Origin of the sequence: Ruegeria sp. ANG-R, assembly GCF_000813985.1 — a bacterium.
Taxonomy (GTDB): Bacteria; Pseudomonadota; Alphaproteobacteria; order Rhodobacterales; family Rhodobacteraceae; genus Ruegeria.
In genome coordinates this window covers 1-23,792 of record NZ_JWLJ01000018.1, presented here as the reverse complement: position 1 = coordinate 23,792, position 23,792 = coordinate 1, and the positions used below count along the sequence as shown (strand labels likewise).

Genomic DNA, 23,792 nt, shown 5'->3' with positions numbered 1-23,792 from the left:
TCGGCGTCCAAATTTCTAGCGTAACATCAAAATCTTATATGATATATCCTATGGTCTTCTTGGCAACCATCACTCTCGCTACCGCGGCCCTATTCACGTCTTCGGACGACATAGCCAATACACCAAGACGGTGCTGGCATTTTTCAAGCGAATCCACGACTTTTATTATCTGCTCCAAAGACGCTTGGCGGTGCGCAGGAGATGCCCTATCGCATTCGAAGGGGAAGCGGCGCAGAATACCGGAATAAGTCCGATCAGCAGGTCATAATATTCGAAGCAACTCAAAGTCACAGACTGTTTACAAAGTGGAATAAGAGAAATTGGTAATACGAATGTACCTGGAGCTATAGGCAGTCAAAAATGGATGACACACCCCCAACCACCGACATCGACAAAATCGTCGATGCCCTATTGGAACTGGCAAATCAAACCCGCGAAACCCGGATTCTTGTTTCTGATCTATTTTCCCGATACAGCGAGGATGGTTCCAGCTGTGAGAAACGTGAAGCGTCCATCGAAAGCACTCGTCTGAATTTGGTTGAACTTGTGCAGCGCCTCGAACAAAGAGATAGAGGGCGGAAATTGGACCGTCTTAAGTTCGGTGCCGTTTTGATCTTGATTATTGGAATGGGAGGTGCGTCCGCGTTTGCTTTGGCAAAAGATCGAATTGAGCGAAGTTACTTTGAGAAGTCAATTCGTTTGGTCGCTCAGGATGATGGAAAGTACTGGTGCAATAAGGCAAAGGGTCAAATTATCAGAGATCATTCTGGCACGCACGGGTGTGCTATTGTCATGAAAGGATATCAATCCGGCGACGAATCCCCCTCAAACTGAGGTGCGGCGTTTTGAGGCTGTCCCACCGTCGCACCACGTTGCAATTTCTCCAGGCCGGTAGAAATCAGGCCGATTCGGACCGAACCAGAAAGCAGTGAGGCACCCAGATTGGGTTGCCTCGAAAGCCAATCAGAACATGCCATTCTCGTGCGCAAATTCCTCTTCGGTTGGGATTTTTTGGACAATATCCCAATGTTCCACGATCTTGCCTTCTTCGTCGTGACGCACGATCTCGATCACCGCATTGCCCCAATCCGCGTATTCGACTAAGGCCATGGTTAGGTCTCCGTCCGAAATCGTTTGGTGCACAGTGACATTGCCGAGGGTTCCATCACTGTCTTTGAAGAAGCCAAAGATAGGTTCGATACCATTGGGTACCATGGGATTGTGCTGAATGTACTCCGCACCGAACAGTTCTTTGAGGGTGTTAACGTCGCCTGCGATGCCTGTGTCAAAGAAGCGAACCGCGTTCATCGTGTTGCGGGCCAGGTCCATGGTCGAGACGTATTTGTCCATGTCGCCGCCGCCATCAATCATTGAGTTACCGTTCGCGGTTTCAGACTGAGGCACTTCGGTTTGGGTCGTGTCCCAATGCTCGATAATCTGGCCATCCTCAAAACGGAAGATGTCACCAACAATGGCTTTATCTTCGCCAAAGCTAACCCTTGCCTGGATGCCTACGAGATCGCCTTGAGCAAGCACACGCGCGATTTCACGTTGCGGTTTAATTCCGTTCTCCTTCATCAAGGTGACCCCGGCGCGGATGCCTTCACGCCCATCTGCGATCGATGGCGAGTGCTGGATATAGTCAGGGTGGTATAGCTCATCGACAAGTCCAATGTTCTGAGCATCAAACATTTCGACCAGGGCGCGAACGGCAATAACTTTGTTTTCTTCTTCGCCCGCGAAGGCTGGAACCGCCAGCGTAATCAGGGCCGCGGTAGCTGCGCGTAGGTGTTTCATTGGGTTCTCCTTGTAGAAACGATCGGACTCTAAGTGCCAGATGATTGTTATCTGTCAGGGAATTGTAAGACCCGGACAGGTCAATGAATTCGGTGGAATTGATGTGACGAAGAATCGTTGGTACGTCGATACTCTCTGGCAGCCGGTCAATCCACTCACCTTCCGCGGTGCGGGCAAATGTGGTATCCACGACCTCTGAGATCATTTATTGCCGGTTGTAGACTCCTGGCTATTCCAATGTCGCCGTTACAAAGACAGCACCTTGTTTAGAACGATCTCCAGTAAAATCAATGCCGAAGAGCTTGGACTCGCTTTAGCTCAGTATGGCAGCCAGAGCAGAGAGCCCCGACCGCAAAACTTCGTTGTCAGGTTCCAATAAATTGCGCTTATTTGCGGTGTCGAAGTGCTGACCTGTTATTGTTGCATGCGGGCATCGACGAAATCCACCCGCGTGCTAGTCCTGTTGCCCCCACGATACGTGTACGCGATTAGGAACAGATCGCGATGATAGAGCCTGGCTTTGTTACTAAGCAGCGGCGCCACCAATACAGGCGCTGCGCCATTGTACCAGCTGCAACAGGTTGCGCGGATTCTGATGCTCGTTTTTCTTTGGTTGCGCAGGGTAAAACAGGCTCGGGTCGTCCAGCGACGTAATATATGGAACAACTTCCAGCCAAAAGCCGACGCTCAAGGTTTGTGGGAACTTGCAGGCTCGCTGAATTGCAGTTGTGGATGTAAGAACAATCACCGACGCAGCTTATGCCTTGAGCACCAGAATGGCGGTGATCAAGTCACCAACCGACCATCGGAAATAGAGCCAGTGACCGGAGTTCTCGAATCTCCTCCGGTATTGCGCTGAGGCCGGTCGATCAGTCGACGAGTAAATGAACGCGCAACTCGCCGACGAACTGCTCGTCCAAATGATCTTGAAACGTCGCCTGAGATCCGGATTTTCGGGAAAAGAGTTGCGCCAACTACGCGTCTGCGTCTTCGTGCGCGAAGCAACCCTTGCATCTTGATGACGCTGGGGAAGCGCCTTCGAAGCCGACCCAAAGGTAAGCAAACATAACGAACAAGATCTCTCTGGTTGCCGGCAATGCCCACTGCGAATACAAACGTTCCTAAATTCAAACAAATGCGAGCGAGAAGATCAGACATGTTGAAGAAGTATTTTCGCAATCCACTTTGTATACTGCTCATTTCCATATTTTCAATTAACTCGATGGCTGACGCTTGCACAGGCATCATGCTATTCGGTGAGGATGGAACAACCGTTAGAGCAAGAACAATGGAATGGGGCTCTTTTGATCTGTTTCCAGAGCTTGCAATTGTGCCACCCGGCTACGAGATGTCTTCGATCATGCCAGATGGCAACGAAGGTGCAAATTGGTCTGTTCGCTACGGCTACGTCTCCATAGTTGGCCTTGGCAGGCTGACTGCCACGGATGGCATGAACGAAGCCGGGTTATCCGCAGGGGTTTTCTATTTACCTGGATTTGCTGACTATCCAGAATTCAATCCGGAATCTCGCGCCAGATCACTATCGCCCTCTGATGTGGTAGGCTACATATTGTCGAATTTCGCCACAGTGTCTGAGGCTCGCGAGGGTATTTCCGAGGTGCAAATTGTTTCGGTTGAGGATGAGGCGCTTGGCTTCCCGGCGCCTATTCATTTCTTTGTGGCGGATTCTTCAGGAGACAGGTTGGTAATAGAGGTCGTTGGTAAGCAATTGATGCTATACGACGCCCCACTTGGTGTCATTACGAACTCCCCGACATACGACTGGCACATGACCAATCTGCGAAACTATTTGAATTTACAGGCTACCGGGTTGCCCGAGAGGGAATTGGAAGGGCAGTCGTTTGCCCCCCTGGGCGCAGGGAGTGGCATGATTGGCCTTCCGGGGGATTTCACGCCCCCGTCACGCTTTGTACGTGCCGTGGCATTTTCGCAGACTGCACGGCTGACCGAAGGTGGTAGCGATACTGTGCGTGAAGCGTTTCGCATACTCGATAATTTCAACGTTCCTGTTGATGCAGTCTCCGAAGACGAAATTCATGGCCTTCCGGGCCTCGTTCTAAGTGCAACACAATTCACCAGCGCAGCGGACATGAAGGAACTACAATACTACTATCATACTCAATTTAATAGACGAGTTCGGATGATCGATCTTTCTGAAATCGACTTCAGTGCACTTGGCGGGATACCTGTTGTTCGCCCGCTAGATGAAGCGCGCGAAGAAGACATCAAGATTATTGCGGTCGACTAGCGGTATCTGTTCTCTATCAGACCAATCTGACACTTGCGCAACAAGCGTAGCGCAAGCGCGACTTTCGGACCGCAATGACCGATCTGACGATGAAGGTCTTGCTTAGGTTATTCCGTCGACAGGCGATTGATTTCGTTTAGAGCATGTTGGGTCTGGTCTGACAGGGTAGGGTTCTGTTGAATTGCGACAAGGCTGGCCCGTTGACTTTGCTGATCAACGACATTTGTTTTCTGGCCTCGGTTTAAACCGAGCGAAGCGCACAAAAGCATTGTAGTCTTAAGCGGTGCACCTGGTGCAGGATAAATATCGGGATTAAAGAAAAAGCGTTGACGGTGCGGGCTGTTGAGTTCGCGACCAGAAATATTGGCGATGCCAACTGCCACACAAACTGCTTTGGGGCCGGTAAAACGTGGTTGGTTCGGCAATAACTCCGCATCCAGTCATCAATTCAATATGCTCGGTGTGTGACCGTTCACTTGACGCGATTAAGTGCGAGAGTACTGTTTAGTAATATGCCCAACCAAAGTTATACAATAAAATCCAAAAACTTGGCATTGACGCACAGAACAGAAGCGACCAGGCCGTTACCTGCATCCAACTAAGTCCTTTCGTTTCGGCAATTTTGCTTAGCGGCACGGCTACCAGGCACATTGTTGAAATAACAAATAAAGCCGAAAAGGGTAGTCCCGTGCATGTTGCGGTCTCCGCGATAAGCAGAACCGAGGCAATCAGTGTCAAACGAAAGGAGTTCAATTCGCGCCCCGTTTTGTTCGCTTCTGGGTGTGATTTGCGAAAAGCTCTATATCAGTATTGCAACTACACATTGATTTTCTGTGTCTTCTGGCGTTGTTGCTGGGTTGAGGCCAGAAAGCATCGCAATTGGAAGTGAAAAAAGGGGAAAGAATCGCAATTTGAAGCGCCGTTGGTAGGCTGCCCGCGAACACACCCATAGATCGAAGCCCGACAAGTGTCCGTGCCCAATGTCCTTGGGGTTATCCCGCAACACTCTTGATCGCGGCCATGAGGCTTTCTCACCCTTTCAATTGAAGACACGAGTTGTAGCGGCCAATGGCGATCAGAGAATATCCGGGCTCGGCAGCGGATCAGGCCTGTTCAACTGAGCGCTTGGGTAATGAGAAAGCGCCGCGCCGAGGAAACTCGCACGCCGATGGCGACTATCACCGATATAGTTGCTGGATTGGTTCGAGTGGGTCGTTCACGTGTTGATCATTTGGCAATTCCAGCGCAGGAGACCAAGTCACCGAACACCTATTTGATAACAGTTCTATTTCCTCAGCCGTGCCGGGCGTCCTCCGCTCGACAATATGATCCCAGCTTGTTGATGTTGACCCTCGCTGCCGTCGGTCGCAGATATGTGGCGAAGGTTTTTGTATAGCTGCGCGCGAAGAACAAGACTTCGATGATTCTGACAAATCGTCATCCTTCACACGCGACCTCCTTGATATCATGTGTAGAAACGGAATCAGAACGTCATTCGTGAAAAAGCTCCCGATTCTGAGCGATGCAAAAGGTGGGACGTCGAGGTAACAATAAAGTCATGGAGCTTGTCCCTCTTAGAAACCGCGTTTATCGATAGCGCCACCGCGTCCATCGCCCGATGCGCGGCTCTCCCGCACCGGTGCTGGCCTCACTTCTGGTCCGGTGTCGTCCCCCTCCGCATCCCACCCTTTATTGTCGGAGGGGGATATATCCGCAAACTCGTGTTCGCGTGGGTTCTTGCAGCAAGATGATGATTTCAAATGCTTCACACAAATATCGGGGCTGTTTGAGATCCTGCGCCGGACAGATGCAAAACGCTGCGTGTAATGGCCTGAATGTCGTAGTGATAGGTCGATTGGGTAAGAGCTGTCACATTTTATCAGCGTCGTCGTATTTGATACTCATTTCTGGCGACATCGACCTTGTGTTGACCACCTGGTTCGAGGAAGCCACTTGGACCTACGCCAACCGGTTTAGTCCATGACAATTGCATTCGAACAGATCGAGACGCTTGTTCCAAACCGTCTAAACGTAGCACTCGTTCGCGTTTCTTTCTTGTGGCTGAGTTGCAGAAAGTCTGCTGGGCAAGGTCTTTGCGTCGCTCAGGCAAGGCAGGCCGGGGTACAGACGAGATTGGTGTAGGCGGCTGGTGCCAAATCGCCAAGTGATCCGTGTGGTCGTTGCGTGTTGCAGCTGATCTCCAAGTTTCAAATTCTTCGGGTCTCTGTGAAATTTCCGAAGATATGCGCGATTAGACATTCAACACGTAGTCGACCATTGAAATTCTCCACGAATGTGTTCGTGGGATGGCGTGCAAGCCAATGTCCGCGTACCGGCACCACCGATGAACCGCATGCGACGGCATTCTCCTTCTTTTGTCGCTGACAAACATGTCTGGTTCGCCGCGCCTGCGGATTAGATCATCAAGATCCGTGACATCCGCGCGCCTGAGAATCAATGGCCCGCGACACGTGTCGGCGCCTCTCGAGTCCAGTTGTCCGCAAAAGCACAACACACGGAACCGTTTGCTGTCTTCGTAAGCATTATTCCTTCGCGAACTCGAAGACCATCGCTGGCTGTTTCGATCTGGCGCCAGAATGGGTCTCTGTGTTCCTAAAACCCGCTTGCACGACGGTCACCGATGCACCGCCAGCCGTTTTTCATGATAAAATCGAAAAGCTACGAATGGGTCACTACGAACCGATCGCCGGCGGGTAAAGCACCCAAACGGCGATATTCGACCCAGCACCGTTCATTCGTCAGTTCACGCAACCGATTGCGCAAAGCATCCACGCTTTGATCCTGCTTCTTGTACTGAAAGGCCGACGGGTAACGATCAGGCAGATCACTGGCACGACGTTCCGACAGGTCTTGCCGATTCATCACGTCCGACACAGCCCGTCATTTGACATCAGGCGACAATAATTATTTTGCCTAAACACCCTACCGGGTTGCGTTGCGCAACACGGCATCCGCTGGCTTGCGTCTCAGGCGATTGTATTACGTTCCTGGGCAGGGAGCTTCCTGACTTCCGATACATTCTATCGCCAGTTTTGACTTCGTATTGCAAGCAGGAGGTGACGTTCACACTTCAGAAGGACCACCTAGTCTTTTTCAAGAGGAGGTGATCCCGGCATTTAAGGTTGGCTCACTTACCGAGCAAGCCTTCAAGCAGCTGGTTTGTCCGCTGAGTATTGCGATAAATACCGAAGAACAGATACATCACACCACCCATCAAGATTGTATAGACGATGCCTATGATGATCATCATAATTCCTGCAATTGGACCAGGAACACCCCCATTTACGGTTGCGGGTAGGAAAAACATTGTAATGCCCGTGAGAACAAAGCCGAGGCCAAGAAGAATGACAAATACAGCAACGAGCTTTTCAGCCCAATTAATGAAGAAATCGCGCATTTACATAACCTTATAGAGTGACGATGACGTCTTTATAGAGGGAAATGCGGTTAGAGCAATCCCGAAATGATGAACCCCCCGTTCGCCGGTTTCTCTGCCCCTACTGCAAACCGTCTCTGGATGGGCTCATTCCTTGAGAACACACACTGGTTTATGAGCCTTGCGGATGCCCACGAAAAGCTGGAGAATTGGCGTAGACACTACAACGAGGACAGACCCCACGGCGCGATCGAATACAACGGCCCGATTGCCATGCATTATCCCGATGGCACCGACAGCCCGTCATCATGACAGAGCCGGAATATTCCAGCTCCGGGCGCTCCAAAGTTGGGTAGCAGAGCACAAACCCGCAGACTCTCGTTTTGAATGAGGGAACCTCGGGGGGAAGGTCAAGTACAGTGAGCCCATTGGCGATCGCAAGGACGCAAAATGAGAAACTAGGTATGAAATTTCTTTGGCTGAATAGCAGTCTCGCAGCCTGGATTTACTTGTCACTCGTGACAACTGCTTTGGCGTCATGGGAAAACAACTGCCTACTGACTGGGATTGTTGTGTCTGATGTGACTGAGTTTGTTGGATATGGTAACAAAGATGGAACAGCGGAGTTCTCCTTGTTGGTTCTGGGCGCTTCCAAATATGGCCGGGCGGACTCAGGTTGCCTGCAGTTTATTGGAACAACTCAGGATGTTGTTATAGCCACTGAATTCGCTAACTTCCGAAAAGGACTTTTGGTACAAATCGTTCGACTCGAAAACGACTACGCGTTTCAGAGCGGTGAAGAATATGGTGGACCCGATTTCATGATTTCTGATTGATGTCATCAGCCATTCCACTGTGTCCGCCAGGTTCACCGGACGGACATAGTGGTGCAAAGTGTTGCTGAAGTGGAGATTTTCCTACCTTTGAGTTTTCGATTTGAGTGAGCCCCTTGGCTCCAATCGGTTGTAAACAGCAGATCAAAGGCAATCAGTGTTCAATCCGCGCGATTACAAACCTAGTTGGCGTTTGAGTCGCGTGTGCACTGCTTCGGGTTCAAGGCCTGCCATCATGCAAACTTCACTAAACTGCCTGGTTGGGAAGGTGCCTATCCAATCGCGAGCGACGAGATGTTCTCTCGTGGTACAGCCCTTTGCATATGCGGCGTCGTGTATCGCAAGCAATAAGACGGACACCCAAAGATTGCGCTCTGGCTCGGAGTTGAAATCCTGATCAAATGAGGCGTAATTAGGGGGTGCTTGATCATCGTATTTCAATCGCAAGTCTCCACATAGAGCTTAACAAATTCTATCTGACCGGTCTTTGGAACAAGTCGCGCTAAAGGTCCGCGAACTCAATGAAATGAGGTGAGAAGTAGGGCGCAAGAAGGTGGGCGAGCCAACTGAGTGAGAGTAGACGATCCACACAAAAATTGGATTGGGAGGTCGCTCGGTTCAGATTCCTGCGCTTCTTTATTGCTCCGCACCGTCAATTGTTCTCCTATTCAATAGTCCGCCTTTGGGGTCAATACAAAAACCTCACCCCATCAGGGTCTTGTAGTGAATTTGACCTTCTTCGGCGTAAGTAAAGGCACGTTAATGTGTTTAGAGGCAGGTATCTAAGCCGTTGCAAGGATCGGTATTGTCGGCGCTCACAGTTCGAAAGTCCCAAGTCGAAAAAAGTATGCAATGGACATCCAAAATTGACGCTGCTGCTGGAATGATTGTGGCACGTTCGTTGGCTGTGGGCGTATCGGATTTACACCCCATACTCCGCCTGATCCGAGAACGAAGGGAGCTGCGACTACAGGTGCGCTGCGGCGAGCGCGGATGGCGTTTTCTCTTGGATTTCAAAGTTTCGTGTCCCCAATTGACGCAATTGTTCAGTTTCGGAGATCCTGTGCTCGTTGATCGCGCGGAGCGATTTCAGTTTTGAAGGAGAATTCCACATCACCTCCAGTATGCAACATATTGATCAGAAGCTTACTTGCGTGCTGTGCGGAGCAGATCACGGTTTCGGTAGCCGCATTTGCCGGGTTTGCGGGGCCGAGTACCGGCGCCCCAAGCTAAACGTGCTGGTTATTCATATTGGCCTGGTATTGGTTTTGTTGGCCGTCGTTGAGTTGATCGGCGTGATGATGGCGGTTGCCATAAGTCGATATTCAGAAGCTGTAGGCGAAGTCTTTGAATTTTGCATCTTGATATTGTTGCCGATGGCCGCATTTTGGGCCTTGTTAAGGCACCATATGAGACGGGAGTGGTATAGATGATGCTGTGTTTTCCGAGCTGGTGATCGCGTTCAGAACCCACCGTATCTTGTCAAAGACACCCAGATGGCGGGTCTGGATGAGTGGCAACCGGCCAGGTCACAGACACGGTAATTTGCGTCAACGATGCAAGGTGCATGACCTTCACGTCGATTGGTACTCTCAATTGCGTCGTGTGTTTTCTGCGCTAAAAAATTGGAAAAAACAAGACTTGGCAGGCAAATAAGTGCAATGGCGGGCGAGATGGATGAAAAGAATCAACAAGAGAAATATGGTGATTTGGTGTGGTCTAATCGGGGCAATCACCATATTCGCCGTCACTCGTTTGTCGATCAGCGGGCCTCCTTATTCCGCTCCAGCTCGCGAAAGGATCACTCTGCAAGAAGGTGAGTTCGAAGCGGTGGTTCGGCATTCCGGAGCGAGGTTAAGTCTTGTTCCTACATTCCCGGGGCAATCGGGTGACAGGCCTGGGACCCTTACGATCTACCGCTTGGAAGACAAACAAAGTTGCGGGTCAACTCATCTGAGTATGGTGGGTGTATTCACATTGGATGGCGATGACGAGACAAACTTCATAACGTTGGGAAGGCCGCGAAAAGCTCTTTGGGACTTGAACGACTGTTCCATCAGATTTCACAATCTATATCCTGAGCTTAGATAGACCACATTGCCCAATAACCCCAACAAAGAGCAACTGCAAAGACTGCGGCGGCTGCGAGTACAACCGTTTTGCAGAGGGAAGGTGCCGACTAAATTGACAGATACTGTCTAGGCCCAAGTCTCATTGATTTATAGCCAGAACAAGTCGGTAGTCGCGAGAGCGATGGCTGAGAGCAAGACTATTGGGCTTCTGTCATATCGGGTTGCAACGCGCCACAAACCTTTCGGGCGCCCGAACTTGATCACGATGCGGTTACAGTGTTTATAGCGCCGTTTGTTGCACTGGACGGGTTTGTCGCGTGATTTTTGACCAGGAATTCATGCTCTTAGATCCAAGGAAGTGTCGGAACCAGCGATTCAATTCTGAGGGTCTGGCACCAACGTAAAATTCGAGCGAAGCCAAGTCAGAGAAGCCGCTTTTTTTGGACGTTGTTCAGAGTTTGAGTTGACAACCATGGCCGGGCCTTGGGCCCTTCATTCGATCGGCGTTCCGAACCTCTTATGGTGCTGATAAATTGCATTTTTTCCCCCTAGCCGCTGCGACGAATTTTTGAAATTTCTAAGGGCGCCGGGTTCCCCGGAATACTATGGAAGAGACCGAAAAATGAAAAAATCACTCCTCGCCTTGTCCTTCGTGTGCATTTCTGCAGGCGGTGTGCTTGCCGCCGAAGATAGCTGCACTCCAGAGAACGTGGCGCAAAAAACTCAAGAATTGGCCGCCTCAATGCAAAAGATTGCAGCGGCTAATCCAACACGGATGCAGGAAATCTCCGTAGAAATGCAAGAGAAAGTTGCAGCTGCACAAACGAGTGGAGATATCTCGGGTTTGTGCGCCTACTATGACGAAATTATCGAAGAAGCAAATTCTTGATAATTTGACCTGACCTTCCGGCTGGTGAGGTCGGGTCGGCACTCTGATTTGAACACGGGCAGGCTCAGAGTGTTTTGCGCTGGGGCGTTTGCCCGTGAATTCAAAAGACCCGCTGCCTGCGGGTGGCGAGTTCCTATTCTTGGAGGAAATATGTATTTGACCAAACGATGTGTCTTTGTCTCGGTTCTGGGCGCCTGCCTTGGTGCTTCAACGTCGACATTTGCTCAAGAAACAGGGGCTTGCGGTCAACCATCGAACCTGGTGCAGCAACATCTGGTGATTGAGGGAGCCGAGCAGGAGGCCTTTAATTTAGACGCACATATAATGCGGGGCGAGCCCGTGTATTTTGAACTTTCGTTTCCAGTCGGCGCGCACGTTAATGTTGAGACAACACTTGGTGAACAAGACTCCGAAACGACAGATCCACTTCTGTTGTTGTTTGATTCCGATGGCGAGGTCATCTCAAGAAATGATGATGGAGGTCGCGACACCAACTCCAGATTGGATGTTAGGATTCCGGAAGGGCGGTACTGCCTGCAAGTTTCCACAGTCCCGCGCATACTTGCTGGGGTAGGCCTCCCGGGTGGTTTTGACGCGACCATACCAATTCTCGCGCATGTGGCGGCGGTCGAGTACGCTGATCAGCCAATTGACATTTCTTACCTAAATGCCGAAGTGGAACAACTGGAATTTAGCGGCTCAATGGCTTTGCAGGATGATATGTCTCACTCATTCGACTTTGAGTTGACGGAGGCCATGCCCGTTGTTTTTGAGGCACACAGCAACGACTTCGACACTGTTCTTCAGGTTTACGACAGATTTGGCGATCGCGTGGCACATGACGACGATGGAGGGCAGGGGACAAATAGCCTGATTAGGTCAATTCGTCCGTTGCCTGTGGGCCGATACACAGTAGCAATAAGTAGTTTGAACAGGGAGCCAGGCTTCTTTCGCATTCATGTGGGGCAAAACGTGCTCGATGAAGAGCCAGCCGACGCAGTTGCAGAAACGGTGCGCGAAGCCCCTTCACCGCAGAATGAGTATGATCAAACGCTCGAGCAATGTCGTGAGGCGGAATTCGCGGGTTTGGTTCAAGAAGTTGATGCCGCTGAATCTGAACCGTATCGAACCTTTGCAAATGTACAGAACACAACTGATGTTGCTCTTTTTGAACTGCCCGAGACAATGAAGGTGCGTTTGACCACGACGAGCGGCGATGTCGATACCGAACTCAAGCTGTATGCCCTGGGTCAAAGCTCACTAAACCTGATCGGTCAGAATGACGATGCAGATGGTTTAGGGAGAAATAGTCGCCTCGAACAGCAACTGCCTTCTGGGAAATATTGTATTGAATTTGGTGGTCTTCGCGGAGAAGGGACAGGTAATGTCGAACTCGAAATTGTACCGCTTTCCGATGCCATGCTCCAAAGGGAAGCCGTAAATGCGGGTCATCTGGTGCCAAATGACAAATTGGGCCTCATGACCGATCTTGGCACGATCCAGTCCACGATCTTGAAAAGCGACTTCGTCTCATCTCAATCAAAGTGGTACGAATTCAACGTGGATGAATTCAGCCTCCTTGTTGTTAGAGCTGCCGCTCTGGGTAATCCAGTTAAGCTGATTTTGTACGACACTGAGCGACCCAATCAAAAAATTGCTGAAAGCACGAACCAGGATGGGCTATTCTCGCAGGTTATGCCGATCCTTGAGCCTGGCAACTATGCACTGGCGGTGGTGAATTCAGGATCAGGCTCGAGCTCGGCCGGCGCCATTCAACTGTCCATGCAGAGATTTGTGAGTCCCAGTGAGTGAATTCGCCACTCAAATGCTGAAGCTTCATGGACCACGAACAATGAAAAGATTTTCCAGAGCCATTCTCATTGGAATGAGCGCAACACTTTTCGCTTCTTCAGCGATGTCGATGAATGAATCAGATCTTCATACGCTGGTTGTTGGATGTGGTGCAGCGTTAAACCTCAGGGACGCCAACGCCATGGTAGAGGGTGGCCTGGAGCATTGTAATCCGAACGAAAACTGCGAATTCGCACTGCGCTTTGGATCTGATGCAATAGCATCTGTAGCTTTGGAGTTTGATTTGAATTCCGGACAAGCAGAACAAGGCAGTAGCTGTCAGGCCAGCGTCGTGGGCGTTCCGGATCTAGATGACAACACGGCAATAGCGTATTTTCTGCATCGGCATTCCGATGCAAAGGACGTGGTTCGCGAGAGTGGTTACTTCAAGGCTCTCAACTGTTATGAATGGGGTGGGCAGTCTGAGGTCAGTTGGCAATCATCCAGCGACAACAGTTTTCACTACTACGTTTACAAGTTTGAGAGGCAAACTGCGGATTGTGGAGTGCAATAACTCATAAATCCGTACAATACTCAACCTTGGCAACTGGCGTGAATGAACTGGCGCAGTTTCCATGATTCAGCATCAACTTAGGAGACGAAATACTCATGACATCGGCAAAACCGTACAGATTTCCGAGTCTTAATTTTCAAACTCTCGGTCTGATGTTTGTTTCAGGGTTCTTCGCAAGTAACGCCTTTGATCTATGGGGGCAACTCGTGAGCCCTGCGCTTGGGTTCGCCAATCTCTCGCCACACGGTCTTGCGCGTAGCCTGCTCGCAAAGCTTGGTTTGCCGAATGGAGAGTTTGCGGGGTATTTTGTTCATTTCTATTTGGTTGGCCTGGTGGGCTATCCGGCCGGATGGTTGTTTGTGTTCGCACCAGTATGGCGCCAATTCTTTGACGGCTCTCAATGGTTTTTACCTTCAGCGGTATACGGCTTTGCATTGTGGGTATTTGCCATCGGCGGTATCACCGCGATCGCCGGGCTCCCGTTTTTTCTAAACTTCACTGGAATCACATGGGTCGCGCTGGTCGGCCACATTCTTTATGGTGTAGTTCTTGTTGCTGTAATGAATTTGGTCGAACGTTCAGGCAAAAGCGACAATATAAAGAAAGCAGGATGAGGAGTGTTCACCCGGTTTAGTCAAGTTCCCAGAACGGCATATCGCGCAGTATCGGCTTCTTCAATTGAAACCAGGCGCTCAAAATTCATTCTGAGAAACCGACCTCACGCCGCCCGATCACAGGTTATCAAAATCAATGCCGCTCTCGAATTCGGGAACGCAAAGCCAAATACAAGGTTCCGAAAAGTGAGAGCGCTCAGGAACGTCGATGACATCGGTGGAGGCGGGAGCAAATTTACAACAAGTGATACTCGAATTGGTACATGCCGAACATAGTTGGCGATGACGATGTCTGCTACTCAGCACCAGTCATTGTAGCAACTTATGATGCAAGCCATTCGGGAAATCGAGCAGCACAGTTGAAACCAAATTCGATTCCCCGCCCAAGGGAGGAAAGAAGCACTTGGGCGGGGCTCAAACTGGAGCGGAAAGATTGCAGAAATCACGTCCAGCCCGATGAGAGGTCATCAGCAAATTCCGCTGAACCTATGAAACCAGTATTGTGCTAAAATTAGGTGCTATTCCAGCGATTTGAGATCCGATGTGCTGACTTCGAGTTCACAAATTGGTCAGTGGGGGATTCTCGTATGCGCTAGCAATCGCTTGAAACGAGTTGGTCCTGAATTGGTCTGCAATTCCTTGCCGCTTCCCTTCCTGTGCCGCCAATTTGAACTAAGCACGGGTACCTTTTCTCTCGGACATTCATGTTCCAAAAAACGATTGGGATGAAGTTAGTCACACTACAACATGACTGACGCGGGCACTTGCGGTTTTCAGCACCGCCGCGCAAACAGATCAACCCGATAGGCATTTCAGGCGAGAACAACCAACGAATGTGCTTGGCGCTGTAAACTGGCCAGCGCCCATCGCAGATAATTGAGGAAAGGCTGCACCCTCCCGGCCTGTGCGAGGGTTGGGAGGGTGCCATGTCACATAAGGGGGTAAGTCGGTGAATCACCATCTGCGACACGCGCTCTTAAAAGCCTGAAGCAGATGGTAGGCAACTCACAATTTTGGGATCACGTTGATCGTTGTATCCGGGTGATAATCGATGCCCAAAAATCCAAAAAAGGATCGCCCTTCTCAGAGCAATGCGTACTCAAGCTGGAAAGGGAAATTGTCGACACTACTAATTGTCTGCACCACAATGACATGGCTCAAATACAGACCTATGGTTTGATTTGGGTACTGGGTAAATTCGAACCTGGTATCTGACGAAACCAACAGGTCAGTTCAAAGCAACTCTGGTGCACGAAACAAAGAATGGTCAAGCCATTCTATCATTTTAACTTGAGCCACCAGTAGAAGGCGATTTTGCTCTCGTGAGCTCAAATTTAGCGCTGCCAGCGAAACCCTGGTCGTATCTGGTTTTCCATGATGTCTGTAAGTGGCACTATCTGCGCAGTCGTAACACCAGGTAATCGCATTGCGCGGCTGACGTATTGGCCTGTCGTCAGTGTTACTTTTTGTCAGTTCATCAGGGCCGCTCGGTAGCAACCCAAGTTCAAACTACCAAGATGTTGTTTCAGTCGCGTCTGAGAAGCTGGCCCGTCGCGGATAACGGCATCTTGATTCCCTAGATTTCAAAAATGATTTCTTTGAGCTAAATGATCCTGTTGTTGGAATCAGAACTCATATTGCATTTCGTTTGTTTTTGCGGGGAACGCACTGGCGGCGGTCAAACAGACCGCCGCACGAAAATCGTATCAGGCTTCAAAAGGGTTCAATGAGTTCCCAATTGGCTTCGCCATCAGTGATGTGTTTTTCAATGTTCTCCTGCCATTTTTTTCGCGCGCCTTCATGGACGAAGGTATAAAGCTTCCCATCGACAATTTGCGTTACGTTGGGATCTCCGGGGCGCTTGTAACCTTGAGAAGCGGCCCATGCGCAGTAGGCGTCAAATTGAGGTGCGTAGGCCGCTGGATCGGCAACGAATGTATCCCGGTTTTCTTCAGAACTGAAATACCAGAGTGTACCGTTCCAAAGGTGGTAGTGTTTCGCTTTGCCCTGTGCAGGTGCACCTTGTGAATATGTTACGGGATCATAACCCGCGAACGCAATCCCGAGTGTATCGGCTGCGCTCGCTGGCAGCGCCAGAGTCGTTGCAGCAAAGGCCATTGCTGCGAGAAGTTTTTTCGTCATCTAAGATGATCTCCAACTAGGTTCAGTTTTGCTGCACCAACAATGAGCTCGCGGGTTCGAGGCGCTTTTTGCATTTGTTGTCTTTGCCTCGAAGTATGGCTGCATCAGTCGTTCCAGCAAGTTCAGACTCGCACAATGTTGACTGACTGAGAAATAAACAGTCATCAAGAAAATACTATCACTGTTTCAGTGCTCGCGTTGATGTATCGAGATTCTCTTGCTTTTGCGACTGTGTAGTAGTTTGACGAACAGAACTTCCGACTGGATCTATCCGCTTTTAGATTGATGACATTTAATATCTTGAATTTGTGATTTATACGACCTTGAGACCTTGCTGGGGGTCCAGTGCGATCAGTGTTTATGAGAAAAGACCAGGATCAGGCCCAAATTACGATCCCGAATTATTTTTTTGGATATTCGCCTGTTGCCGGTCGTTTCGTTCACGAAATTTTTGTCAAAACACCTGAATTTGGTGGGTTTCTGGCGCTCCCATCGGATCTCCCGCAAGCTGCTACTTCCGCCGGCAAACAAAGCCGCTAATCAGAGTTTGAATTGTCTTAGGGCAGGAGAATCCGCTTCAGAAAACGGTGGGAGAATTTCCAACACCGCACTCAATGGCACTTGATTCTGTGTATTGCCCGCCACGAAAACCTTTGAATCTGAGAGGCAGAATTCAACGCAACATGAGGGGGTCATGTACGCTCGTTTGCCGTGGCGGACTTGAGTGACTCGGCATAGGAAGTACACCCGTTTCTGACTAGTTTGCCCATTTCCCAGGTTCAAGTTTGAAACACCTTGGAAACGGCGTTGTGAAGTTGCGTGAGCATGTGTTGTATCCGAACTCGGCGAATCTTTGGAAGGCGCCAGCTTTGTTTGCTCATATATTTTTCAGCCGTGTTTCGAGGGGCGAGAATCTAGTCAAATCAGCTCTGCTAGCGGTGGGTGCGACATTGAAGAGACCATGCTCAAGCGAACAGCTGTCATTATTGCGCGAAAAACCAATCTCAGAGGTTTCGTCGAGCTGTAATATTAAAAGCTTGCCGTCGCTTTTCGTTCGCACGCGCAGGAGAAGGGGTCTGAGTGGGAATATTTACAAAGGAAGTAGTTACCCTTAAACAGCAAGGCGTTCAAAAAACAGCGGTAAGGCACAATGGATCTTTCAAAAATGTCGTCAGCCGAACTGAGGCAGCTTCAGTCTAAAGTTGAAAAGGCTCTAGTTGTGAGTGAAAAGCGAGACTTGGTTGATGCAAGAAAGGCGGCAGAATTGGCCGCGGCGGAATTTGGATTTTCGTTGGAAGAACTTGTAGCAGGTCCAAAACGTGGAAAACCAAAAGCCAAGGCCAAATATAGAAATCCTGACGACAAAGAACAAACCTGGTCGGGTCGGGGCCGAAAGCCTGGTTGGCTGGTTGACGCACTGAATTCAGGCGCCGACCTGGTTGATTTGGAGATTTGAGCCCGGTGCAATCTGAGCGTCGATGCGTTATATCGAAACCATCGACGCATAGCTCGTTCCCGGGTTTTTGACCCAACGCACCACGACTCCCCGTTCATCAGGAGGTCTGGCAAGACCATCTTGCGCAAGACTTCCTTTTGCAATGAGGTTGATTTGTGAATCTGTGACTAACTTCGTAAGATTTTACATCTGGAATTCTTCCAGCGCTGACGCCGTTGCTATGCATGTGTTGCTCAACCTGACTCTTAGCGAAGGGTGACGGGAAACGCCTGGATTGGTTCAGATTCAGTGAATACTGCGCTTTCATCGTTGGAAATATGCCTGCCGCAGCCTGCGCACCATTCCAGGCAATCTATCTCTCGGTGGTTCGGCCATCGCCAGAATGGATAGCTATGTTAGAACCTCCCTCAAGTTGGCTCTCGTATCTGCGAAAGCCTCTGAGCCAAGTTGCACTCCGGTTTTGTTCGTCTGTCCTTACGGAAGAACGGCATACGATCCACTCGCTCTTCGCGTCGCGGCTCGGAATGTTTTACACTGGGAATTTTCCAGAGGGTATCGATAGAAAGTTCTGGCGAAGTGGAGGTTAGACATCGCCTAAAAAGTCGAGCAATCACGATGGTCCAATTGATTGGTACATTTCATTACCCATGACATTCGAGTCTTGCTGTTTGGTGGTCGGAACAAGGATCCTTTCGACAGCTGCAGCAGTCCGCTCACGCGTTCTTTATCAAAGTTTTGTCGCGGTCATTTGCGTTTGTCGGTCAATTTGGACATCAACCGCCAATGAGTCGCGACGTCAGCGTCGCCGTGTTGAGGTAACATTTCAGTTTGCTTGAACGTTAGTGTGACCGAGCCGGGTCCACGCATGCTAAGTCGAGCGTTTTTCTGAGGAAGGTTGTTCATGGTGAGTGGATCTGAGTTTCAGCTAACCGGCAAGATAAAATGGTTTTCTGTCGAGCGGGGCTTTGGGTTTGTTGTATGTGACGAGACCGGGCAAGAAGCTCTATTACATCAAAACACCCTGTTCAATTTTGGTGTAAACTCACTGGCGAAGGGTTGTACCGTGGTTGTTGAAGTCTCAGCGGGTCGGAAAGGGTTGCAGGTTGTAGAGCTTTTGAAAGTAGTCGAGTTCGGTACTGACGAAACTTTTCAGGAACTGGATTTGGTTTCGGATACCTGCTCAAAAGACTGTTTTGTACCTGTCAGGGTCAAATGGTTCTCATCGGAAAAAGGATATGGATTTGTCAATATGTTCGATGACCGGACGGATTGTTTTTTGCATGCAAACATATTGGAAAATGCTGGTATTGGGCGGGTCCAAACCGGTGAAGCACTGGCCGCTTTGATCAGAGAGGACCAGATCGGACGCGTGGTGTATTGCGTGAAGCCTTGGGTCGGGTGAAGTTGCTCTATTTCTGCGCCATATCAGCGCAAGTAAACTCGCAGTTTTCAAGTTTCGTTTGATTTCGGGGTTCACCTCCTGGAACTGGGAGTACCAACATCATCTTGTGGCAAGATGTCCGAGTAGAATTGCGATCGGAGTGAGGCTGCGCTGCAAGACATCAAATGCTACCTTATGTTTTTCTGGTATTGGAGCGTGTATACGAGCTATAGAGAGAGCCTGCAAATTTGCGAGAAAGCGTACGCAACTTTTTAGGGTGCCGATGTCCTAAATCGTTGAATTGATCCGCATGATCTATACGCACGATTGTGTCTTCCGTTGGCCAATTGCGGCGAAAACCAGGCGCCTCTATTTCCACCATTTTCCCCCTAAATTCCACCAAGAGATCAATCTATTAGGGGGTGAGCACTACAGAAGGATTTAGTCTTGCGAGTATTGTCAGCAATTGTAGGTTTGGGGGTCGGTACATTTCTATTTGGCCCTGCATTGTCGGATGTGCCAAGTGCGGTTGCCTTACTTAAGGCAGGGGACGTTTCCGAAGCTGTTGCGGAGTTTCAGGTGGCGTTTGAGTCCGGGGACGCGGATGGTGCATTCTTCATTGGACGCCTGTTTGAGTTGGGTCTGGGAACTGAGCGTGACATGCGCCGCGCTGTCGAACTCTATAGCGCAGCGGCCGATCAGGGCAGCGCACTGGCACAAAACAGGCTCGGATTGATGTACCTGAGTGGCGATTTGGTTCTTCAGGATTATCAGCGCGCGGCAGAACTGATCTGTGCGGCAGCAGAGTCCGGTGATGCCAATAGCGCATTCAACTGCGGGCTGCTTTTTGCGGACGGGCAAGGTGTCGACCAGGATGCGGCCAAGGCTGCGACCTATTGGCAGCAAGCTGCAGAGCTGAACCACGTGGCTGCAATCAACTATCTGGGTCAAGCCTACCGCGATGGCGCAGGTGTAGCGCAGAATTTTGAGACTGCTTTTGAGAGTTTCTCCCGCACCGGGGGAGCTGGCAATCCGTTGGGGCTCTTCGAGCTGGCAAAAGCCTATCAATCAGGGAATGGCGTGGATCAGGATCTCATCAAAGCGCATGGCTTTGCCAACCTGGCCTCCGCACGGGGCATGGATGAGGCCCGCGCTCTGCGAGATAGACTGAATGCACAGCTGGATCGTGATGATCTGGAGGCAGCACAGAGCTTTGCCCGCGAATGGGAAGCAACGCCGCTAGATCAGGCTGCGCAATAGCGCGGAATTGGACGTCTTCGACCTTCAGCCAGATCAGATAGGTTTCTTCAAACATGAACAATTTCGTCAAAGTTCCCGCTGTTCTTCTAAGTGTCCTGAGCGGATGTACCGAAACGTCACCTGAGCAACTCAAAACCCTGTATGGCGTTTCTCCGTCAGGTGACGGCAGCTATACGGCCACGATCGAAGTTCGCGAGAACCACGCTGATCAGCAAGACAGGTTCAGCCAGAACGCGTTCAACGAGATTTGCGCCGGGCCCGCGACCATCATGTCCCGAACCGTGTCGAAACAGTTCAACAAGCAGACCACATACACACAGAAGACATGGAATCCAGCCATAGGCCAATTGGTCCAAACAGCAAGTTTTCCGGTGAACACGCCGCATGTTCGTATGACGTACAAGTTCAAATGCTCATGAACCCGGGGGCCGTGTACCGGTTAGCGGCCAGAATTGGTGTTCTGTGTCAGCTGGCGCTGGTCAACTCAGCCGCCTTCGCACAGGAGACAGACGTCCATCCTACTGAACAGACGTTTTCGGACTGGCGCGTGCTGTGTCAGCCGACAGAAGAGGAAGCCGTGTGTCAGATGCTGCAGAGCGTTTCCGCCGAAGAGAATGGCCTGCCTGTATTCCTACTGAGCGTGTCTGACGATGAAGACACAGACCAAAGCTATGCAGTCATGACGGTTCCTGTTGGTGTCTATCTGGCACCAGGCATTGAGTTGCACGTAGACAACCGCCGACCCTTCAAGGTTCTCTACGAGGTTTGCGACCAGCTTGGCTGCCACGCGGGGTTTCGGATGGATGGCGATGTCTTGTCTGCCTTTCGCAAGGGGCTGATTGTAAATGCACGGGTTTGGACAGCCCGCGACAAAGCGGTTGAATTCCCTATTTCGTTGCGAGGGTTCACCGCCGCTTATACCCAATTCAGCGCAGACGGTGGTAACTGATGAGCCTGCGCCTCCTTCTACCCGTAGCAATTAGTGCCGCAGTGTCGCTGATCATGTCCTCAAGTGGCTTGGCACAAGGCATCTTGCCGGATGAATTGCGGAACATTGGCAATGACATCCAACAGCAACAAATCCAACAGACGGAAGAACAGGAACGTCGACGTAGGGAATTTGAGGAGCGTGAAGATGTGGTTCAGGATCAGACCGCTGGCGCGGAGTTCTATGCCCCTCCTCCGGGCGGGCCGTGCTTTGAAATCCGCAGCATTGACCTCGAAGGTTTTGAAGCTTTCAAAGAAGAGCCTAAGGGATATCGCGATCTGATTGGTACCTGTGCGACAGCGGCCGACATTGCGCAGACATTGAACCTGATCAACACATTCTATCAGGAGTTGGGGTTCATCACGACCCGCGCTTATGTACCCGAACAGGACATCGCGGACGGGTCTCTGGCGATCACCATCGTGCCGGGTCGGATCGAAGGTTATGTTTACGGCATCGGCAAGCCTGCGGATGCACGACTGAACGCGGCATTTCCAACCGGTCGCGGAGATCTTCTGAACCTGCGCAATCTGGAGCAAGGCCTCGAGAATATTAACGCACCGAGGTCGGCCAGCGGGCAGTTCCAGTTGGTGCCTGGAGAAACGCCCGGCGGGTCCTTCATACAGGTTGACGTGCAGGACCGCCGCCCATGGTACTTGGATTTCCAATTCGACAATTCCGGCTTTGAATCTACTGGCCGCATCAAGGGAACCAGCATCTTTGGTCTCGACAACGGACTGAACCTCAATGATCAGTTGAGGATCGGAATTACGACCACGCCGTTTGAGGAGCGCGGAGAGCGCTACTCGGATTCTGTTTCTGTCAACTGGGGTCTGCCGGTCGGTAACTGGCTTTTCAATGCAGACTTTGGAGCCAGCGACTATCGCTTCATCACGCAGGGCATCAACCAGTCCTTTGTCACGGAAGGACGCAGCCAATATTTGATCCTGCTGACCGAGCGTCTTTTGATGCGCAATCAGACGTCGAAGATATATGCCTACGGCGATCTGAAGCTGAACAGAACCAAAACCTCGATCAATGGTATCGACATCACCAGCCAACGCCAACGCTTGACAATTGCCTCGCTGGGTCTGCGGGGTGAAAAGACAATCGGACAGGGTCGACTCTTCTGGAATATCGGTGTGAAGGCTGGCCTCGATGCGCTGGGGGCCGACATTCCCGAACGCAGTGTCATCGATCAGGAGTTCCGCTTGGTGAAACTCCGCGCTGATGTCTCTGCTCCGATTGGGAAAAGCGGATTGACCTACCGGGGTACTCTGGCCGGGCAATACTCGGACGATATCCTGCCCGGCATTGAACAGTTCGGCGTTGGCGGTTGGAGTACAGTTCGGGGTTTTCACGACAACAGCCTCTATGGCGATACCGGTATCTATCTGCGCAACACAGTCGAATGGGGTGCTTACAAGGCCGCTAAATTTGAAGTGCGCATGAACGCCGGGCTCGATTTTGGATATGTCAAACCATCGACTTTACGCCGCTGGTCACAGGATCATCTGGCGGGTGTCAGCCTGGGCGCGGATATCATCATGAACAATCAGGTCACGTTGCAGATGCAGGTAGCCCACGCGTTAAGCCGACCCGATGACTCCTCGCCAAATACCAATCCGGCCTTCGAGTCGGACAAGACTGTTGGCTATGTCAGTCTCAGAATGGAGTTTTAGAATGACGAAGAAGACCCGGCTCAAACTGTTTGCAGGGATGGCGATTGCCGCCCTTGGCCTGTCGGCCTGCGCATCAACACCGTTACAGGAGATAACCACTCCTCCGGTCGAGCCCAAAGTGACGTCCAAAGCGCCGGTCCAAAAATATGTGACTTTGCCGGCCCGCACTTTCATCTACGCCGAAAACGGAAAACGGGCAGAACTGGCTGGAATCAAGTGCAAATTGCGCGGTGATAAGTTCCATACGTCGTACCAGACCCCTGCAAATGTTAAACTGCCTGTTTATGGGCTTGAAACTTCTGCCCTCAATCTGGCCTGCAGACATCAGAACAAGGATGTGCACGAGACTGTCGGTGTTCGCAATCTGACTTCAGAACAGATTGCGGGTTCTGGGGCGCAGCACGGGTTGATCGGATCGTTGTTGGCCTCGGGGATCGCAGCGGGGCGCGGGAACCGCCCGAATGACAACTATACCTATAGAACGCCGTACATGGCGTTGAACGAAAAACCCAAATAGCACCAACGCCCGGAACAGCAGCCTCATACCGCTTTTGTTTCGGGCACCCGTTTGAAGCCGAGGACGATTCTTCGGCGCAGGATCTTGGACCTCCGGAAATTTCCCATGTTTAGACGTATGTTTGAGAGAC

20 protein-coding genes and 2 pseudogenes are annotated in these 23,792 nt (G+C 50.7%); 16 read left to right on the top strand and 6 right to left on the bottom strand.

Annotation, left to right across the window (positions count from 1 at the left end):
* The first annotated feature begins 360 nt into the window (after positions 1–360).
* Positions 361–834 carry a hypothetical protein gene (locus tag RA27_RS24790; RefSeq protein ID WP_039544180.1) on the top strand — a complete coding sequence of 158 codons (474 nt, stop codon included), beginning with the start codon at positions 361–363 and terminating at the stop codon, positions 832–834.
* Positions 835–963: 129 nt separating this feature from the next.
* Here the strand turns inward: RA27_RS24790 and RA27_RS22130 are convergent, their stop codons facing one another.
* A complete protein-coding gene (locus RA27_RS22130; protein WP_039544179.1) occupies positions 964–1,797 on the bottom strand; it encodes a nuclear transport factor 2 family protein in 834 nt (277 codons plus the stop codon).
* A 1,156-nt stretch (positions 1,798–2,953) separates the two neighbouring features.
* On the opposite strand from RA27_RS22130, the gene RA27_RS22125 reads away from it, so the two are divergent.
* Positions 2,954–4,066: a choloylglycine hydrolase family protein gene (locus tag RA27_RS22125; RefSeq protein WP_082025238.1), complete on the top strand. Its 1,113-nt coding sequence runs from the start codon at positions 2,954–2,956 to the stop codon at positions 4,064–4,066.
* A gap of 107 nt (positions 4,067–4,173) precedes the next feature.
* Here RA27_RS22125 and RA27_RS24170 read toward each other — a convergent pair whose 3' ends face one another.
* The 3 genes from RA27_RS24170 to RA27_RS22115 form a co-directional block, all read right to left on the bottom strand.
* A complete protein-coding gene (locus RA27_RS24170) occupies positions 4,174–4,449 on the bottom strand; it encodes a hypothetical protein (RefSeq protein ID WP_152610771.1) in 276 nt (91 codons plus the stop codon).
* Positions 4,450–6,745: 2,296 nt separating this feature from the next.
* Positions 6,746–6,961 carry a hypothetical protein gene (locus tag RA27_RS22120; protein ID WP_193746565.1) on the bottom strand — a complete coding sequence of 72 codons (216 nt, stop codon included), beginning with the start codon at positions 6,959–6,961 and terminating at the stop codon, positions 6,746–6,748.
* Positions 6,962–7,214: 253 nt separating this feature from the next.
* Complete coding sequence (locus RA27_RS22115; RefSeq protein ID WP_039544174.1) at positions 7,215–7,484, bottom strand: hypothetical protein; 270 nt, start codon at positions 7,482–7,484, stop codon at positions 7,215–7,217.
* 138 nt (positions 7,485–7,622) lie between these two features.
* Here RA27_RS22115 and RA27_RS22110 point away from each other — a divergent pair.
* From RA27_RS22110 to RA27_RS22100, 3 genes and pseudogenes are all read left to right on the top strand, one after another.
* Positions 7,623–7,775, top strand: a pseudogene (locus RA27_RS22110) (integrase core domain-containing protein); the annotation flags it as partial.
* Between the two features lie 152 nt (positions 7,776–7,927).
* A complete protein-coding gene (locus RA27_RS22105) occupies positions 7,928–8,299 on the top strand; it encodes a hypothetical protein (protein WP_039544171.1) in 372 nt (123 codons plus the stop codon).
* 1,067 nt (positions 8,300–9,366) lie between these two features.
* Complete coding sequence (locus RA27_RS22100; RefSeq protein WP_152610770.1) at positions 9,367–9,729, top strand: hypothetical protein; 363 nt, start codon at positions 9,367–9,369, stop codon at positions 9,727–9,729.
* Positions 9,730–10,515: 786 nt separating this feature from the next.
* On the opposite strand, the pseudogene RA27_RS24785 reads toward RA27_RS22100, so the two are convergent.
* Positions 10,516–10,704: pseudogene (locus RA27_RS24785) on the bottom strand (IS5/IS1182 family transposase); the annotation flags it as partial.
* A gap of 286 nt (positions 10,705–10,990) precedes the next feature.
* Here RA27_RS24785 and RA27_RS22090 point away from each other — a divergent pair.
* From RA27_RS22090 to RA27_RS22075, 4 genes are all read left to right on the top strand, one after another.
* Complete coding sequence (locus RA27_RS22090; RefSeq protein ID WP_039544163.1) at positions 10,991–11,257, top strand: hypothetical protein; 267 nt, start codon at positions 10,991–10,993, stop codon at positions 11,255–11,257.
* Positions 11,258–11,407: 150 nt separating this feature from the next.
* Positions 11,408–13,069 (top strand): hypothetical protein, encoded by a 1,662-nt coding sequence (locus RA27_RS22085; RefSeq protein ID WP_039544159.1) that lies wholly within the window; start codon positions 11,408–11,410, stop codon positions 13,067–13,069.
* The gene (locus RA27_RS22080) at positions 13,062–13,622 is read left to right on the top strand and encodes a hypothetical protein (protein ID WP_152610769.1); all 561 of its coding nucleotides are present in this window, start codon (positions 13,062–13,064) and stop codon (positions 13,620–13,622) included. The genes RA27_RS22085 and RA27_RS22080 overlap by 8 nt, the downstream gene beginning before the upstream one ends.
* Before the next feature lie 95 nt (positions 13,623–13,717).
* Positions 13,718–14,236, top strand: coding sequence for a hypothetical protein (locus tag RA27_RS22075; protein WP_039544151.1), 519 nt, complete (start codon positions 13,718–13,720; stop codon positions 14,234–14,236).
* 1,713 nt (positions 14,237–15,949) lie between these two features.
* Here the strand turns inward: RA27_RS22075 and RA27_RS22070 are convergent.
* Complete coding sequence (locus RA27_RS22070; protein ID WP_039544149.1) at positions 15,950–16,378, bottom strand: YHS domain-containing (seleno)protein; 429 nt, start codon at positions 16,376–16,378, stop codon at positions 15,950–15,952.
* A 1,150-nt stretch (positions 16,379–17,528) separates the two neighbouring features.
* Between RA27_RS22070 and RA27_RS22060 the strand changes: the two genes are divergently transcribed.
* The 7 genes from RA27_RS22060 (at position 17,529) to RA27_RS22030 (ending at position 23,662) form a co-directional block, all read left to right on the top strand.
* Positions 17,529–17,834, top strand: a complete 306-nt coding sequence (locus RA27_RS22060) for an H-NS histone family protein (protein ID WP_039544145.1) — start codon at positions 17,529–17,531, stop codon at positions 17,832–17,834.
* 901 nt (positions 17,835–18,735) lie between these two features.
* Positions 18,736–19,236 carry a cold shock domain-containing protein gene (locus RA27_RS22055; RefSeq protein ID WP_039544142.1) on the top strand — a complete coding sequence of 167 codons (501 nt, stop codon included), beginning with the start codon at positions 18,736–18,738 and terminating at the stop codon, positions 19,234–19,236.
* Between the two features lie 426 nt (positions 19,237–19,662).
* Positions 19,663–20,475 (top strand): tetratricopeptide repeat protein, encoded by an 813-nt coding sequence (locus RA27_RS22050; protein WP_052265447.1) that lies wholly within the window; start codon positions 19,663–19,665, stop codon positions 20,473–20,475.
* A 53-nt stretch (positions 20,476–20,528) separates the two neighbouring features.
* A complete protein-coding gene (locus RA27_RS22045) occupies positions 20,529–20,894 on the top strand; it encodes a hypothetical protein (RefSeq protein WP_039544136.1) in 366 nt (121 codons plus the stop codon).
* A complete protein-coding gene (locus RA27_RS22040; RefSeq protein ID WP_039544133.1) occupies positions 20,885–21,424 on the top strand; it encodes an invasion associated locus B family protein in 540 nt (179 codons plus the stop codon). Before RA27_RS22045 ends, RA27_RS22040 begins: the two co-directional genes overlap by 10 nt.
* Positions 21,424–23,145 carry a ShlB/FhaC/HecB family hemolysin secretion/activation protein gene (locus tag RA27_RS22035; protein WP_039544131.1) on the top strand — a complete coding sequence of 574 codons (1,722 nt, stop codon included), beginning with the start codon at positions 21,424–21,426 and terminating at the stop codon, positions 23,143–23,145. The genes RA27_RS22040 and RA27_RS22035 overlap by 1 nt, the downstream gene beginning before the upstream one ends.
* A gap of 1 nt (position 23,146) precedes the next feature.
* A complete protein-coding gene (locus tag RA27_RS22030) occupies positions 23,147–23,662 on the top strand; it encodes a hypothetical protein (RefSeq protein WP_039544128.1) in 516 nt (171 codons plus the stop codon).
* Positions 23,663–23,792: the final 130 nt, after the last annotated feature.

Coding starts and splice junctions, on each gene's coding strand:
- RA27_RS22105 (WP_039544171.1), top strand. CDS start 7,928: ATGAAATTTCTTTGGCTGAATAGCAGTCTCGCAGCCTGGATTTACTTG.
- RA27_RS22055 (WP_039544142.1), top strand. CDS start 18,736: ATGGTGAGTGGATCTGAGTTTCAGCTAACCGGCAAGATAAAATGGTTT.
- RA27_RS22070 (WP_039544149.1), bottom strand. CDS start 16,378: ATGACGAAAAAACTTCTCGCAGCAATGGCCTTTGCTGCAACGACTCTG.
- RA27_RS22060 (WP_039544145.1), top strand. CDS start 17,529: ATGGATCTTTCAAAAATGTCGTCAGCCGAACTGAGGCAGCTTCAGTCT.
- RA27_RS22085 (WP_039544159.1), top strand. CDS start 11,408: ATGTATTTGACCAAACGATGTGTCTTTGTCTCGGTTCTGGGCGCCTGC.
- RA27_RS22030 (WP_039544128.1), top strand. CDS start 23,147: ATGACGAAGAAGACCCGGCTCAAACTGTTTGCAGGGATGGCGATTGCC.
- RA27_RS24790 (WP_039544180.1), top strand. CDS start 361: ATGGATGACACACCCCCAACCACCGACATCGACAAAATCGTCGATGCC.
- RA27_RS22040 (WP_039544133.1), top strand. CDS start 20,885: ATGCTCATGAACCCGGGGGCCGTGTACCGGTTAGCGGCCAGAATTGGT.
- RA27_RS22115 (WP_039544174.1), bottom strand. CDS start 7,484: ATGCGCGATTTCTTCATTAATTGGGCTGAAAAGCTCGTTGCTGTATTT.
- RA27_RS22045 (WP_039544136.1), top strand. CDS start 20,529: ATGAACAATTTCGTCAAAGTTCCCGCTGTTCTTCTAAGTGTCCTGAGC.
- RA27_RS22130 (WP_039544179.1), bottom strand. CDS start 1,797: ATGAAACACCTACGCGCAGCTACCGCGGCCCTGATTACGCTGGCGGTT.
- RA27_RS22035 (WP_039544131.1), top strand. CDS start 21,424: ATGAGCCTGCGCCTCCTTCTACCCGTAGCAATTAGTGCCGCAGTGTCG.
- RA27_RS22090 (WP_039544163.1), top strand. CDS start 10,991: ATGAAAAAATCACTCCTCGCCTTGTCCTTCGTGTGCATTTCTGCAGGC.
- RA27_RS22125 (WP_082025238.1), top strand. CDS start 2,954: ATGTTGAAGAAGTATTTTCGCAATCCACTTTGTATACTGCTCATTTCC.
- RA27_RS22075 (WP_039544151.1), top strand. CDS start 13,718: ATGACATCGGCAAAACCGTACAGATTTCCGAGTCTTAATTTTCAAACT.